The sequence below is a fragment of the Devosia sp. Leaf420 genome (genome assembly GCF_001425445.1).
Classification (GTDB): domain Bacteria; phylum Pseudomonadota; class Alphaproteobacteria; order Rhizobiales; family Devosiaceae; genus Devosia.
This window is the reverse complement of sequence record NZ_LMQU01000005.1, coordinates 23,978-38,544: the sequence shown is the minus strand read 5'-3', so window position 1 is coordinate 38,544 and position 14,567 is coordinate 23,978. Positions and strand designations below refer to the sequence as shown.

Here is a 14,567-nt window from a genome sequence, read left to right as displayed (position 1 = left end):
TCCAAACCTTAAGCTGGGCGACTTTCAAGTGGCAGGCGAACCGTTCGAAGCGATCGGTGGCCTTTTCGAGGATGAGCTGCTGCCCCTTTATGAGAATGGTGATGAGTGAGGACAGGGTGGCCATTCCCGCAAATCAAGGAGGCTTAGCCACTTGTGCCGGTCAATGAAAATTTCGGCCTTTGACCTTCAACGTGTCGATGTGCAGATCCGGCACAAAGATATCGCGCTGACGGAACCCGTCCCGTTCTCTTGTCCTGGAGTCGCCGGATGACCCGCCATGAGCGAATTCATCGCCGCGAACGGGTCGAACGGAAAACTGCCCATCCCTGCCACCGACGGTTGCAAGTTCAGCGGTCATGTCTGTCATGGACCTCGCAATGAGATGGACCACCTCTCCTTCTCTTTGCAGCTTGCCATAAATGGACATCATCGATGCGCCGAGCACGATCCGGCGGTGCTGTTCGAAAACCTTAGGCCAAACGATGAGATTGGCGGTGCCTGTCTCGTCTTCGATGGTAATGAACATAACCCCTTTAGCGCTGCCGGGCATTTGCCTAACCAGCACCAGCCCTGCCGTTGAAATCCAATGGTTGTTCGGTGTCGCCATTGCCTCGGCGCAGGAAAGAATGCGTCGGCTTGCGAGCTCATTACGCAAGAACGCCACGGGGTGTGATCGAAGGCTGAGGCTGACGCTCGAATAGTCCTGAACCACCTCACCCCCAGACGTCATGGGTTTGACCGTGAACTCTGGCTCGGACAATTCGGTGATAAACCGCTTTTCGGCATCGGCTGCTGCAGCAAACAATGGCAGCGGCTCATCGCGGAGCGCTCGAATGCTCCAGAGTGCCTGTCGACGTGTCACAGCCATGGAGGGATTAAAGGCGTCGGCCTTCGCCAAAAGCACCAAGGTGCGTGCTGACACCCCGGCCCGGTGCCAAAGTTCGTCGATGGATTGATATCCTCGATTGGGACGTGCCCCGATAAGGGCGGCCGCATCCGCATTCGGCAACCCCTTGATCATCCGAAAACCCAGGCGGACCGCAAAACGGTCATCGCCCAGCTCCTCCAGCGTGCAGTCCCACCGAGAGGCGTTCACGCAGATCGGTCTGACTTCGACGCCATGCTCGATCGCATCTCGGACGATCTGGGCCGGGGCATAGAAACCCATCGGTTGGCTATTGAGCAGCGCAGCGCAGAAGATCTCCGGATGGTGGCATTTCATCCAGGAGGACGCGTAGGCGATCAATGCAAAGCTCGCCGCATGGCTCTCAGGAAACCCGTATGAGCCAAAGCCCTCGAGCTGTTTGAAGGTGCGTTCGGCATAGTCCTGATCGTATCCGTTCGCGACCATGCCGCCGACCAGTTTGTCCCTGAAATGCGAGACGCCACCGGTGAACTTGAACGTCGCCATGGCACGCCGGAGCTGATCGGCTTCACCCGGCGTGAACCCCGCGCATTCGATTGCAACCCGCATCGCTTGCTCTTGAAACAAAGGCACACCGAGCGTTTTGCCGAGTACCTTCTCAAGCTCTGGCTTTGGATAGACGATCTCTTCATTCCCTTCGCGGCGTCGAAGATAGGGATGGACCATATCGCCCTGGATTGGCCCGGGACGAACAATGGCAACTTCGATCACGAGGTCATAAAATGTCCGTGGCTTGATCCGTGGCAGCATCGACATCTGCGCCCGGCTCTCGATCTGGAAGACACCCAAAGTGTCCGCCTTGCGGATCATGGCATAGGTCTTGGGATCCTCAGGCGGGATCGTCGCCATATCGAGATCAATGCCCTTGTGCTCGGCGAGGAGATCAAAGCTCCGCTTCATGCAGGTCATCATCCCGAGGGCAAGGATGTCGACTTTCATGAATTTCAGGGCATCGATATCGTCCTTGTCCCATTCGATCACCTGGCGATTGATCATTCGTGCCGGTTCAATCGGCACAAGTTCGTCGAGCCGATCATTGGTCAGGACGAACCCGCCAGGGTGTTGGCTTAGGTGCCGTGGTGCGCCCATGAGTTGCTTGGCCAGCTCGAGCGCGAGAACGAGGCGGCGATCGCTTAGGTTGAAGTTCAGCTCTTCGGCCTGCTTCTGGCTGACGCCGTCTTTCGACCAGCCCCAGACCTGGCTCGACAAGAGCTTGATCATATCCTCGGGTAACCCCAATGCTTTGCCGACGTCACGAAGAGCACCTTTTGACCGATAGCGGATCACCGTTGACGTGAGCGCCGCGTGGTCGCGCCCATAGGTTTCGTATACCCACTGCATCACGATCTCCCGCCGCTCGTGCTCGAAGTCGACGTCGATATCTGGCGGTTCGCGGCGCTCCATGGAGACGAAGCGCTCGAACAGTAGATCATTGCGGTCAGGATCGATGCTGGTGATCCCCAGCACGAAGCATACTGCGGAATTCGCGGCAGATCCCCTACCCTGGCAGAGAATGTCCCGGCTGCGAGCGAAGGCGACGATCGAATTTACGGTGAGGAAATATGGCGCGTAGTTGAGCTTTTCGATCAGATCGAGCTCATGCTTGATGATGCCGACGACACGTTCCGGAACACCTTCTGGATATCGCTTCTCGGCGCCTTCCCAGGTCAGTTTTTCCAACGCCTGCTGTGGCGTAAATCCCGGGATCGCGGCTTCCTCTGGATATTGATAGGCGAGTTCTTCGAGACTAAAGCGACATTTGTTCATCACCGCGATGGTCCGCTCGACCGCATCCCGGTTCCGCGGAAACAGACGAACCATCTCGGCGGGCGGTTTCAGATAGCGGTCGGCATGGCGTTCTCGATCAAAACCGACATCGTCGATGGTCGCGCCAGTACGAATGCAGGTGACAACATCCTGCAGAATCCGGCGGGACGGTTCATGGAACAGAACGTCGTTCGTCACGATGGTGAAAACACCCAAGGCGTCTGCCATGGTCTGGAGCTCATAGAGCCTGAGCTGGTCGTTGGGCCTTCGCCTCAAGGTCAGTGCGAGATAGCCTTCATCCCCAAATGTTTCTTTGAGGCGCCGGAGCTGCATTGCCGACGCCTCATCTGCCTCGTCGGGGACAAGGATCGCGACCAATCCCTCTTTGTACGTAGCGACATCCGACCAGTGCAGATCGCATTTGCCCTTCCCGCCGCGGGCCTTACCCAACGAGAGAAGTCGGCATAGCCGGCCATAGGCTAAGCGATCTCTCGGATACACGAGAACTGATGTCCCATCGACGAGATCGAGTCGGCAGCCAACGATCAGCCTGACGCCAGTGGTCTTGGCAGCCACATGAGCTCTGACGATGCCGGCAAGACTGTTGCGATCGACAACAGCCAAAGCTTCGATGCCAAGGATCGCGGCGGTCGCGAACAGCTCTTCGGCGGAGCTAGCTCCCCTCAGAAAGCTGAAATGGCTCGTGACCTGAAGCTCGGCGTATCTCATCCGAAGACGCCATGGAGATACCATTTGTGGCTGCCGGTCTCAGGATCTTCGCCGTCGCCGGCCCGATAAATCCAGAACCGTTCACCGGCCTCATCCTCGACGCGAAAATAGTCGCGCACTGCGGCAATCTCGGAATCGGTTTTCCACCACTCGCCAAAAATGCGCTCGGGGCCATCCGCGGCTTTGATCCGGCGTCGAATGCCGCGCCAGGTGAACCAGACCGGCGGGTGATCGGGCAGCAATGCCATGGTGTCGATCGGCTCAGGATGGGGAAGGAGCCTTGTCGGTCGAGGCCATTTGCTCGGCCAATCGCTGACCGCCTCATGCGAAAGCGGGGCGACCTTTTGGAAGGACCGCTCAGGAATGTCACTGGCGACAGGCGCAAAGCGATAAAGTGCACCCTGCCCCATCCTATTGGTCAAAAGGTCGATCAGGGCAGAAACATCCTGATCGTCACCGTCGACGAGCGAATTGAGCATCTGAGTTGGATCGAGTGGCTCTGCCTGAATGGCGCGCAGCCGCAATTGCTCAATGCCAAAGCCGGGATCGATTTTTTCGATCTTGTCCGTAAGAAGCCGGGTCAGCCGCTTGGTGTCCCTGATCGGCAAGGCGGTGCCGACCCGGACCGTCACCGTGGTGTTGTCCACGCGATGTGCCAGGAGATCGACACGCTTCGCTCCAAGTCCCTTCAGTTCGAGAGCGCCAACCAGACGCTCGCCCAACTGGCCGATATACTTTGCGATGGTGCCCGCAGCGCCAATCGGCTCGCCGAAAGGTCGCACGACCTCAATGAGTTCAGGCAGCTCCACCGGCTCAATTGGTTCACCGACTAACCCCATGGCCTGATCAAGACGCCGGCCGATTTCCGGGCCAAACCGAAGCGTCAGGGTGGCTCGCGGTGCCGCTGTAAGATCTTTGATGGTTTCAAAGCCAAGCCCTCTTAGGGCGGCCACCGTTGCCTCCGGCAATCGCAAGGCAGGCAATGGCAGGTCCTGAATGACCGAAGCGCCCTGCCCGGGTTCAACCAGAACTGCTGGGTGCTTATGGTAACGCGTCAAAGCGTGCGCTTGTCCCCAGGTGTCTGCCAAGGCTGCCTTACCCAGAAGCTCCGCCGCTTTGCACTGCGACAGGATTTTCTCGAGCACCATTTCCTCGCCGCCATGGAGATGATCGGCGCCTGCAATATCCATGATAATGCCATCTGGATGATCTGCTGCAGCAAGAGGCGAAAAGCGCTGCAACGCCCAAAGTGCCAGGCGCTCGATCGCCTCCGTGTCGCCAGCCGCGTCGAGCTCGGCAACATGCAATGACTTTATCATCGCTTGCGCCTTGCTTCGCGACGGCTGCCGCGACGCGTCACGAGCACCACGGGCTCTTCAGCCGGCGGCGCTGCGCTTCCCCGAACGCGTCGAAACCGGTCGGTTGGGAAGGTCGGAAAATAGAGAGAGACGACCCTTGCCATCACAAGCCTCAACTTCGAAATCTGCCGCTTCAGCACCGCGGCACCTGATGAGTTCAACCTGCCAGCGTGCTCTCCCCACACCCGGCACCGGCAATGGACGCGATGGCAGTGTGCTGACGCGCCATCGGGTCACTGCCGCTGTTGGCTGCCCGAAATCAGATGCCTCCGTTTGACGTCGCCAACGCCTGATCGCGATCCCAATGGCACCAGAAGTTTCCGCTGCCAGCTGAAGCCTGCGCGATGCGGTCATTGTGAGCTTCGCGACCTCTGCGACTATCCCACCGAGCCCGCCGTACCGCATCCCCTCTTCGAAAGCTTCGAGGACCGATTGCTCGTCACCAGCCTCGACATAGATGACCCGGTTGGCGCTCAACCCGACCTGAGCAATCGCTGGCGCGAAGAGGTCCTGTCGCGTGACGCACCAGAGAACCTTGCCTTTGGTTCGCGCGACGATGCCTGCTGCAAAAAGGGCCGCCGCTGCACCATCGATTGCACCATTCCCGCCGCCTGCGACTTCATGCAGGGCTCCCAAGGACAACCCACCACCCGGCAAGTGCCGATCAATGACATCGACCCCGAAAGGAAGGACCACACGTTGCGAGGCAGGCCTACCTTCAAGACGTCCGATCTTCTCGCGAAGCTCGGCGATCATCGCAGTGTCGATGGCCTGGTTCATTTTTCAGTTCGTATTTCTCCGCCCGCCTTTTCAAGCGTGCGGACAAGGAATATGTTCCCTCTTTGTTCTATCAGACTCGGGTTGGAGTCAATGCAGTTTGCCTGACTGTAGGTTTGAACGCCCTGCGTTGCACTCTTGGTGGATGATCATGTCAGAGAATTCAGGGGCTTGCGGCTCGGAGCGGCTTGGGGAAAACCCGCTGGACAGTGAGCGCATTCGTAAAATCGTCCATGTCGACATGGATGCCTTTTTCGCATCGGTCGAACAGCGGGATGATCCGAGTCTGAGAGGCAAGCCTGTGGCAGTTGGTGGTGCGCGCCAGCGTGGTGTCGTCGCTGCCGCCAGTTATGAGGCCAGGGTTTTCGGTGTTCGATCGGCTATGCCGTCGGTGACTGCAGCACGGAAATGCCCTGAGCTGATTTTCGTAAAGCCGCGTTTCGACGTCTACAAATCGGTTTCGGCGCAGATTCATGAGATCTTTGCCGAGTACACGCCACTCATCGAGCCGCTTTCGCTCGATGAAGCCTATCTCGATGTGACGGAAAATTTGAAAGGCATGACCATCGCCAGCGCGATCGCCGAAGAGATCCGGGCCAAGATCTTCGCAGTCACAGGTCTGACGGCCTCGGCCGGCATTTCCTACAACAAGTTCTTGGCGAAGATGGCCTCGGGACACAAAAAACCCAATGGCCAATTCGTTATTCCACCCGCCAAAGGGCAAGGCTTCGTGCGAACCTTGCCGGTCGCCAAATTCCACGGCGTCGGACCGGCGACGGCCTCAAAAATGAAAGCGCTTGGAATCGAAACCGGAGCGGATCTTGAAGCCCAAAGCCTCGAGTTCCTGCAGCGGCATTTCCGATCAAGTGGAGAGTATTATTACTGGATTGCGCGCGGCATCGACTATCGCCGGGTCAAGCCGGATCGCGTTCGGAAGAGTGTGGGTGGCGAGAACACCTTCTTCGATGACGTCCATGATCTCGCGGCGGCTTTAGAAAAACTCTCGCCGATCATCGATAAAGTCTGGCGACACGCAGAGCAGAAGGCCCTGTATGGCCGAACTCTCACTCTGAAGGTGAAGTTCGCCGATTTCGAGATCATTACCCGCAGCCGAACCGAGCAAGTGCCACTGGGCACCCGGGAAATCGTGGAGCGCACTGCACACGCATTATTGGCGCCAGTGTTCCCAACCTCGAAAGGGATACGGTTGCTCGGCATCTCAATTTCTGGATTTGAACCGCCGGACCGAGCGAGTAACATGGAACAGCTAACCCTCGCCCTATGACAGTCAGAAGAATTGGTTTTCCCGTGCGTCGATCTGGCTGTTCTGCGGATCTTCTTTTTTGCCAACAGAGACGATCTCAAGGACATTGTTGGCTTCCTTTGGGCGGTAGGGCAGCAACTCGTTGCATTATGATCGTGCTCGAGAATAGCCCAAAGGTGCCGCTGGACCGATGGTCGAAATGGGACGGTAAGCCCTCTGAAACCTTGAGGTAATCATCGCTTCGATGGCGCTTTTGGTCACCGGCGAGAGGCCAGGGGTGTCTCATGATATTGTTCGAAGGCGGAAGCTCACCATAGACTTTGGTACTCCCCCTAGCGAGCAGACACTTCATGAATTCCAGACCAGTCAATGATGGAGTAACTACCTGACGCTTGTGTATTGGCAATCGACCAGCTTCGGGTTCATGATGATCGGTATCGAGCCGGAACGAGTTTGAGCAGGCGCACAGAATGCCATCGATCGCCCAGCTGGTCTCTCGCTACGTCTGGCCAGCACGATCATGCCCAACACCAAATCCCATGGAGTCTTTATGTCAAACGACACGCCTGTTCCGCTTAGCGATGCCGATCTCGACAACGTCAATGGCGGCGTTGCTGCCGTCGGCTCCAGCAATCGGACCGGCGCGATCGGGAATATAGATATTGGCTCGATGGACCTCGAAACGGCGATGATGGCCGTTCAGTCCAACCGCGCCGCACTGCTCGATACACAACTGTCCGAGCAGATCAAATCCGTGCAGGAGCGCAACACCGAAGTCAGCGAGCTCAACGCGGATAAAGTTGCGCTTGAAAGGATCAATAGCCTGTTCGAGCCGAGCAAGGGCGATGATCAGAAGGTGTCGCTGGCGACAAAGCTCGGCGATACGACAGTCGGCGCCGTGCTCGAATCTCTCAACAATGACCTCAAGGTAGATGCCAACAAGGACGGAATGGTCTCGCTAGGCGAGCTGAAGTCATCAATTCTTGAGGCAAAGCGCGAACTCGATTCGATGAGCAACAGTCAGCAAATGGACATGCTGCGCCTGCAGAGCCTTTCTAACAAGCGCAACGAAGCATTCGACGTCATGACAAATTTCCTTGCGAAAATGCAGGACGCACGGGCCAGCATCATCGGCAATATGCGCTAATCAGGACGCGAACCCTACCGGCTAACGCGCGACGCCCCGTCCCTTTCGAGATGGGGCGCTAGCGCTTACTGTAGTGCGGCGACGGCGTCGCGCGCGGTTGCGTGGATGTCGAAGATCGAGCTGAAACCGCTAACCTCGAAGACCTCGGTGACCTGCGGGGTAAGCCCGGATAAGGCCAATTTGGTCTTCCCGGCACGGGCTGCCTTTGCCGCCTTGAGCAGCACGCGCAGCCCGGCGGAGCTGACATATTGCACGTCGGCAAGATCGAGCAGCAGGGCGGGATGACTGCGCACGCCGTCTCCAGCCAGCGCGTCATCGAGGGTCTGTGCGGTGTTGCTATCGAGCCGCCCGGACACTTCCACGCGCAGCACGGCGCCGTCCTGATGTTGGGTGATGTTCATGGAAAACTCCTAGCTGTCCAAAGCCTTGCTGAATGAAAGCCGGTTGCGCTCGCCCTCGCGGCTATAGCGCAAGTCGGTCATCATGGTACGCAGAAAATGTATACCGAGGCCGCCGATCGGACGATCCTCGACGTCGAGCTCGAGATCGGGCTCCGAGGCGCCGAGCGGATCGAAGGCGGATCCGCCATCCGACACATCGACAAGAACACTGCTCCCTTCGCGCTTGAGCGCAACGCGGATGGGCAGGCCATCGTAACCGCGCCCATGATAGCCGTGGGAGACGGTATTGGTGAACAGTTCCTCGAGCACGAGATTAAGCTGCATCGCTGCCTTTGGCGGCACGTCATTATCTTCGCAAAAGCGCTCTACCGCTTCGGCAAGGCGATCCAGTTCGCTCATCTTCACGGCCAATTCGATCAGCATGGCAATTCCGCGCGCTGTTAGAAACGGAGACGAAGAAGAGAGAAGTCATCGGGCAAGGGACCGCCATCGCCAAAACTGCGGACCCAGGCATGGATGGCTTTAGGCTCATGGTCGGTTAGGGCAAATTCGGCCAGTCGGTCGACGCTGAGCATGTCGCTGCCGATCCCGTCGATTTCAAACGTTCCGTCGCTGAGGAGCAGCAACACGTCCCCCGGCGCTATTGCAACCTGTCGCGCGGCATATTGCATGCCTTCGAGGGCACCAATGGCGAGCCGGCCCGGCGTTGAGAGTAAAGCTGCCCGAGGGCCATTGCCCTCGTCTTTGATGTGTATGGCAGGCGGATGACCGCCCGTTGCAAAGATCAGCGTGCTGGTGGAACGCTGATAAACGCCGTACCAGATGGTGAAAAACATATCGTTCTGCTTTTCCATCGGGAATGCGTCATTGAGCGCTTCGAGAACACTTGAAGGGTCGCGGAACTCGGCACCGCGCAGGGCTGAGGCACGCAGCACATTGATGACCGTGACCGAAAGCAGGGCTGCGCCCACTCCATGCCCGCACACATCGAGCAGATACATAGCGAGGTGATCCTCGTCGATGTCGTGATAGCCAAAACTGTCGCCGCCAAGTTCGGTCGAGGGCACGAGCAGCCAATCGGCGTAGGGTATGGTCGACCGCGGTTCGGGCAGGATCGACATGACATAGCGCGCCGCATCGTCGAGCTCGGCCTCGAGGCGCTTCTGTGTCTTTTGTAGCGCCAGATTGATTTCGGCGAGTTGGTCTTCCACGGCTTCGCCATGCTCGATCATGGCGTCGTAAAGGAGCTTAAGATCCTCGTAGTCGGCTCGCAGGCTTGCAAGCTGGGTGGACAGTTCTTCTGCTTCCGATGCCCTATCAGACATGATCTCGGCCTTTCCGACCTATCGAGCTGTTACAGATCTACAGCCCAATTGAGCCATAGAGGTAAACAACCCGATCATACGTAAGGAGAAAAACACGCGGCGAATGGCGTAAAATTGGCGGGAACAGCATGATGCCAAACAAAAATGCGCAAGACTGTTAAGGAAAAAGTCTTAACACCGTGGCGTGAAATCAGTTTATCTGGCCGGAATGCGGCTTAGGGCTTAGCCCTAACCGGGGTGCCGCAAAGTTGGGGGATTGCGCCATGCGCGCTGGGGCAGATCAAGCCGGGCTGAACACGTTCCAGCCACTTTTGTCCGTGGATATGGACATAGGGGTATTCGGAAGCAATTGGGCCTATTGCGACAGGCTATCGTCCTATGTCGCGCGCATGATCAGCCACAACCGCACCGACTCGCTGCTGTTCGCCAATCTTTTCTCCTCGGCGATCAACGAACTGCTCGAAACAATTTTTCGGACCCATTCCCCTTCAGGACGCTTCACCTGCTCGGTGGCGCGTTCCGGCGAGATAGACCGCGTGCGGTTGAGCCTGCCGGCCGATGCCGAGGTCAAGGCATTCTACGATACGGCCCTGGCAAGGCTGACCCAAAGCGATGCGCCCGAGCAATATCGGGCATCGCTCTTTTCCGAAGGGCCGCTCGATCTCAGCATTGGGCTGTTCGAATTGGCGGTCGACTATGACGCCCGCTTCAGCCTCGATCTCGAGATCCCAGACATGCTTCACATCACGGCCGATCTGGCCCTTGACAAGGCGAAGATCTGATGGCCACCCCGCAAACTTCGTTCGATGTCGTCTTTGACGAGAACAACCAGGAATTCTCAATCATCGGCGCCATGCGCCCAGAAAGCGCCGCCGAGCTTGCCGGCTGTACCGCGCTCTTTGAGCAATCGCTGCGCACTGTCCGCGGCACGCTCTATCTCAATGTCAAACGCCTCGTCAGGCTCAACAATATCGGCTTTCGCGTTCTTGCCGACCTCCTGATCGACGCGTGCGAGAACAAGCCCGGGCTCAAGATTTCGGTGATCACCTCGAGCGTTGTCGGCTGGTCCACCCGCAAGTTCGGCACCCTCTCTGCGGTCAACGATAATATCATCGTCGAGCAATATGACGCCGATTTCTATCCCGGCCAGGCCTTCGTCGAAGACGATGCTATCATCTCGCTGCTGCGCACCCAGACCAAGCTCACCTGGCGCCACGAACGCTCGATGTTGGCTCGACACGGCCTCAAGCCGGACATGGCGGTCGCCGATATTTGCTGCGGCATTGGCGATTTTGCCGTCCTCTTGCAAAAGGAGTTCGAGCCCGGTCGGCTCGTCGCGCTCGACCATGCCAAGCCAAGCCTTGATTATGCCCGCCAGGTCGCCAAGGACTTCGGCGTCGACGGCATCGAATATGTCTATGGCGACGCTTCGGAAATGCTGCTCGAGGACGACCAATTTGACTTCGTCACCTGCCGCCATTCGCTGCAGATTTTCGACCGGCCCGAACTGATCTTGAAAGAGCTCTTCCGCATCTGCAAGCCGGGCGGCCGGGTCTATGTGACCAACGAAAAGAATTCCCATTGCCTGGGCGAGCCGCGCGGCGAAAGCATCCAGTGGACCTATAACGAAGTCGCCAAAATCGTGGCGCACTTCAACCACGATATCGAGATCGGCCCTAAGAGCCGCCGCTTGATGCTCGACACTGGGTTCAAGGATGTAAAGATGGAATCCTTCATGGTCACCAATATGGATGGCGACCCGCAGGACTTTGCCGACATCATCGAAGCCTGGAAGAACCTGTTTGCCGGCAAGATGGCGACCATGCGTGGCGACGATCCGGACTTCATCAAACGCTTTTGCCAAGGCTTTGACGACCACATCTTTGCAGCGCTTCATCCCAAGGGTTATGCCGGCTGGCCGATCTGGGTTGCATCGGGACAAAAGCCGCTATGACCGTTATCAACCAGCCTGCCAGCAGCGGGGGCTTTTCGCTGTCGAGTTTTCGCGCGAAGTTCGTGCTCGTGGCGGGCGCGGCAGTGCTGTTCAACCTGCTGCTCAGCTCTGGCGTCGCCATTTTTAACGTGCAGCGCCTGTCCGAAGACGTGGCGAGCCAGGTTGGTGAGGGGCTGACCAGCGTCAACGAAGAATATCTGCGCACCTATATCGAAACCACTGCGCAACGCGCCGACCTGTTGCTCGATGGCGTCCAGGCGCAACTCCAGACCCTAAGCAGCACTATCCAATATCTCACCGATAATCCGCAGACCAGCGCGGCCATCGGGGAATCCTTGCGCCGCGACGCGACGCTGTCGGACCAGTTGATCTACAATGCCGCAGCCGATTGGGCGCAAAATGCGCCCACGGCACCGACCGCCGTCAGCGTCTGGGGCTATCTTCTCGATCAAGCGGGCAGGCCGACGCCGGCTGCTGAAAACGAGATCGAGAAAAGCGTCATAATGGACCTTTTGGGTCCCTCGCTGATGGCGACCGGTTCGCCCAAGCTACAGATGTACTACATCGGCTCAAAGGCGGCCTCCATCACCCGCTCCGTCCCCTATTCGGATCAGGCAACGACGCTCGACCAGATCTATCCTGGGCATAACGAAGGTCCTAGCTTTTGGGACTTTTTCTTTCCCGGCATCTATGAAGGCTGGCAGAGCTGGATCGCCAATCCGTCCCTGCGCCCGACCGAGAGCGATATCGTCACCACCGTGCCCTATCGCGACGCGACGACGGGCAGCATGGTCGTCTCCTACTTTATCCCCAATTACACGCCGGATCGATCCGATGTTTCGGGCGGGGTCGCTGTCGACCTGACGCTCGACCAATTGGTGACGCTGGTCGAAAGCGTCAATATCGCCGAGACCGGCTTTGGCTTTCTCGCCACTTCCAATGGCAATGTGCTGGCGACCAATCAGCTTGGCGAGCGCACGCTTGGTCTTGTTGCGAGCGATCGCGAAGGCCAGGGCGTGACGGGGCTTGATCGCTCGCTGCGCCAAAGCACCCAAACTTCGATTGCCGAGCTGGAACTGCCAGGCGACCAGAATACCGTTCTACGTCACATCTTCCTCCAAGAAGACGGCGAAGAAGTCCCTTACCTCGTCGTCCTGCGCCAGCTTGCGCCCACTAATCTCTGGAATGGCCAGAACATCGCGGCCGAAACCATGACGCTTGGCTTCGTCGTCTCTGAGCGCGACATCTATCACTCGCTGATTTCCGCCCAGGGCAATATTTCCGAAGCGACGCGCTCGATCATCAACTACCAGCTCATCGTCGCCCTCCTAAGCCTGCTTGTCGTTCTGGCAGCCATCTATGCCGTTTCAGGCCGTATCACGGCCGGCCTTCGTGCTCTGGCAACGACGGCACGTCGCCTGCAGGATAAAGATTATTCGGTCCGCGTCGCTATTCCGGGGCGCGACGAAGTAGCGGCCGTGGGCGTCGCCTTTAACAAGATGGCCGAAGAGATCAGCTACCACACGGAAAATCTCGAGGGCCTGGTTGCCGAGCGCACGCGCGATCTAGAGAAGGCAAACCTGGCGATTTCGAAGCTCAACCAGCGGCTGGAATCGGAGAATTTCCGCCTTGGCGCCGAACTCGATATCGCCCGCAAGATACAGATGATGGTCCTGCCCAAGGAAGACGAACTCGGCACCGTCGAGCGGCTCGAGATCGCCGGCTATATGTCGCCGGCCGACGAGGTGGGCGGGGACTATTACGACGTGCTGCACGCCGGTTCGCGCGTCAAGGTCGGCATCGGCGATGTCACCGGCCACGGGCTTGAAAGCGGCGTGCTGATGCTGATGGTACAATCGGTCGCCCGCGGTCTGCAGGAAAGCGGCAATTCGAACCCCCGCGAATTCCTCGAAGTGCTGAACCGCGCCATCTACAAGAATATCGAGCGCACCCGCACCGACAAGCACTTGTCGCTGGCATTCCTCGACTATGACGACAACCGTGTGACCCTCTCCGGGCAGCACGAAGAAGTGCTGGTGATCCGCGCCGACGGCACGAGCGAGCGAGTGGAAACCATGGATCTCGGCTTCCCTGTCGGTCTTGAAAGCGAGATTGGGCCGTTCATCGACACGCTCGAGATCGCCTTTACCACCGGCGACTTTATCGTGCTGCACACCGATGGCGTCACCGAAGCTGAGGGGCCCGATGGCAGCCTTTTTGGGTTCGACCGCATGCTCGACAGCGCCCTGCGGCACCGCCAGGGCAGTGCTGAGCAGATTAAGGCCGGCATTATCGGCGACCTGATGAGTTTTATCGGCACCCAGAAGGTGCATGACGACATCACCCTCGTGGTCATGAGGCACAAATGAGCGCTCCCGTCCAATTCGGCACCATCGGCTTTTCCAATGGCCCCGAGGCCGTAGCCAACCGCGTGCAGCTCGCCGATGGGCCGCTCGATCTCAGTTGGCACCATTGCACCACCACCTCGGATTTTTTAGGCGAGTTTTTTGCGCTGCAGCGGCGGGGCAACAGCACCCAATTCAACGAGACGCGCCACGGCATCGGCTACCTGGCTAACGAATTGCTGGAAAATGCGATCAAGTTCCGCCAGCCGGGCAATATCCAGGTCGAATGCTCGCTCGAAGATGCACGCTTTGAAATCAAAGTGACCAATCTGGTGGCGGAGGATGTCGCAACGCGGTTCCAGTTGCTCCTCAGCGAGCTGACATCTCGCGATCCCGGCGACTTGCTGATAGAGCGGATCGAAGCAAATGCGGCGGCTTCGTCCTCTTCGGGATCGGGATTGGGTCTGCTGACGCTGATGAACGATTATGGCGCCGAACTGGGTTGGGTCTTTACCCCCAACGCAGACGCCGTCCGCCTCGAGACATATGCCAGTCTCAATCTTTACTGACACATT

11 protein-coding genes and 1 pseudogene are annotated in these 14,567 nt (G+C 58.2%); 6 read left to right on the top strand and 6 right to left on the bottom strand.

Going from position 1 to position 14,567, the window contains the following annotated elements:
* Window positions 1-160: 160 nt before the first annotated feature.
* The 3 genes and pseudogenes from ASG47_RS04380 to ASG47_RS20980 all read right to left on the bottom strand — a co-directional run bounded on the left by ASG47_RS04380 (window position 161) and on the right by ASG47_RS20980 (window position 5,559).
* Window positions 161-3,421 (bottom strand): error-prone DNA polymerase, encoded by a 3,261-nt coding sequence (locus ASG47_RS04380; RefSeq protein WP_061907536.1) that lies wholly within the window; start codon window positions 3,419-3,421, stop codon window positions 161-163.
* Window positions 3,418-4,883: pseudogene (locus ASG47_RS04375) on the bottom strand (Y-family DNA polymerase). Before ASG47_RS04375 ends, ASG47_RS04380 begins: the two are co-directional and overlap by 4 nt.
* Window positions 4,798-5,559: an ImuA family protein gene (locus ASG47_RS20980; protein WP_061907535.1), complete on the bottom strand. Its 762-nt coding sequence runs from the start codon at window positions 5,557-5,559 to the stop codon at window positions 4,798-4,800. The pseudogene ASG47_RS04375 and the gene ASG47_RS20980 overlap by 86 nt, the downstream one beginning before the upstream one ends.
* Window positions 5,560-5,707: 148 nt before the next feature.
* Between ASG47_RS20980 and dinB the strand changes: the two genes are divergently transcribed.
* Both dinB and ASG47_RS04360 read left to right on the top strand, forming a co-directional pair.
* Complete coding sequence (gene dinB / locus ASG47_RS04365; protein ID WP_061907537.1) at window positions 5,708-6,841, top strand: DNA polymerase IV; 1,134 nt, start codon at window positions 5,708-5,710, stop codon at window positions 6,839-6,841.
* A 529-nt stretch (window positions 6,842-7,370) separates the two neighbouring features.
* Complete coding sequence (locus ASG47_RS04360) at window positions 7,371-7,967, top strand: hypothetical protein (protein ID WP_156463987.1); 597 nt, start codon at window positions 7,371-7,373, stop codon at window positions 7,965-7,967.
* Window positions 7,968-8,032: 65 nt separating this feature from the next.
* Here the strand turns inward: ASG47_RS04360 and ASG47_RS04355 are convergent, their stop codons facing one another.
* From ASG47_RS04355 to ASG47_RS04345, 3 genes are read right to left on the bottom strand one after another with little or no spacing between them, the layout of a single operon-like run.
* Entirely contained in the window at window positions 8,033-8,368 is a 336-nt protein-coding gene (locus ASG47_RS04355; protein ID WP_061907533.1) for an STAS domain-containing protein, read from the bottom strand.
* Between the two features lie 9 nt (window positions 8,369-8,377).
* Entirely contained in the window at window positions 8,378-8,791 is a 414-nt protein-coding gene (locus ASG47_RS04350; RefSeq protein WP_061907532.1) for an ATP-binding protein, read from the bottom strand.
* Between the two features lie 17 nt (window positions 8,792-8,808).
* Complete coding sequence (locus tag ASG47_RS04345; protein ID WP_061907531.1) at window positions 8,809-9,693, bottom strand: PP2C family protein-serine/threonine phosphatase; 885 nt, start codon at window positions 9,691-9,693, stop codon at window positions 8,809-8,811.
* A 263-nt stretch (window positions 9,694-9,956) separates the two neighbouring features.
* Here ASG47_RS04345 and ASG47_RS04340 point away from each other — a divergent pair, with 263 nt between their 5' ends.
* The 4 genes from ASG47_RS04340 to ASG47_RS04325 are packed head-to-tail and all read left to right on the top strand — an operon-like array spanning window position 9,957 to window position 14,561.
* Complete coding sequence (locus tag ASG47_RS04340; protein WP_156463986.1) at window positions 9,957-10,475, top strand: ubiquinone biosynthesis methyltransferase UbiE; 519 nt, start codon at window positions 9,957-9,959, stop codon at window positions 10,473-10,475.
* On the top strand, window positions 10,475-11,647 hold the full coding sequence (locus ASG47_RS04335) for a class I SAM-dependent methyltransferase (protein WP_061907529.1): 1,173 nt from the start codon (window positions 10,475-10,477) through the stop codon (window positions 11,645-11,647). The genes ASG47_RS04340 and ASG47_RS04335 overlap by 1 nt, the downstream gene beginning before the upstream one ends.
* The gene (locus ASG47_RS04330) at window positions 11,644-14,016 is read left to right on the top strand and encodes a SpoIIE family protein phosphatase (protein WP_061907528.1); all 2,373 of its coding nucleotides are present in this window, start codon (window positions 11,644-11,646) and stop codon (window positions 14,014-14,016) included. Before ASG47_RS04335 ends, ASG47_RS04330 begins: the two co-directional genes overlap by 4 nt.
* A complete protein-coding gene (locus tag ASG47_RS04325) occupies window positions 14,013-14,561 on the top strand; it encodes a slr1658 superfamily regulator (RefSeq protein WP_061907527.1) in 549 nt (182 codons plus the stop codon). Before ASG47_RS04330 ends, ASG47_RS04325 begins: the two co-directional genes overlap by 4 nt.
* The last annotated feature ends 6 nt before the right edge of the window (window positions 14,562-14,567 follow it).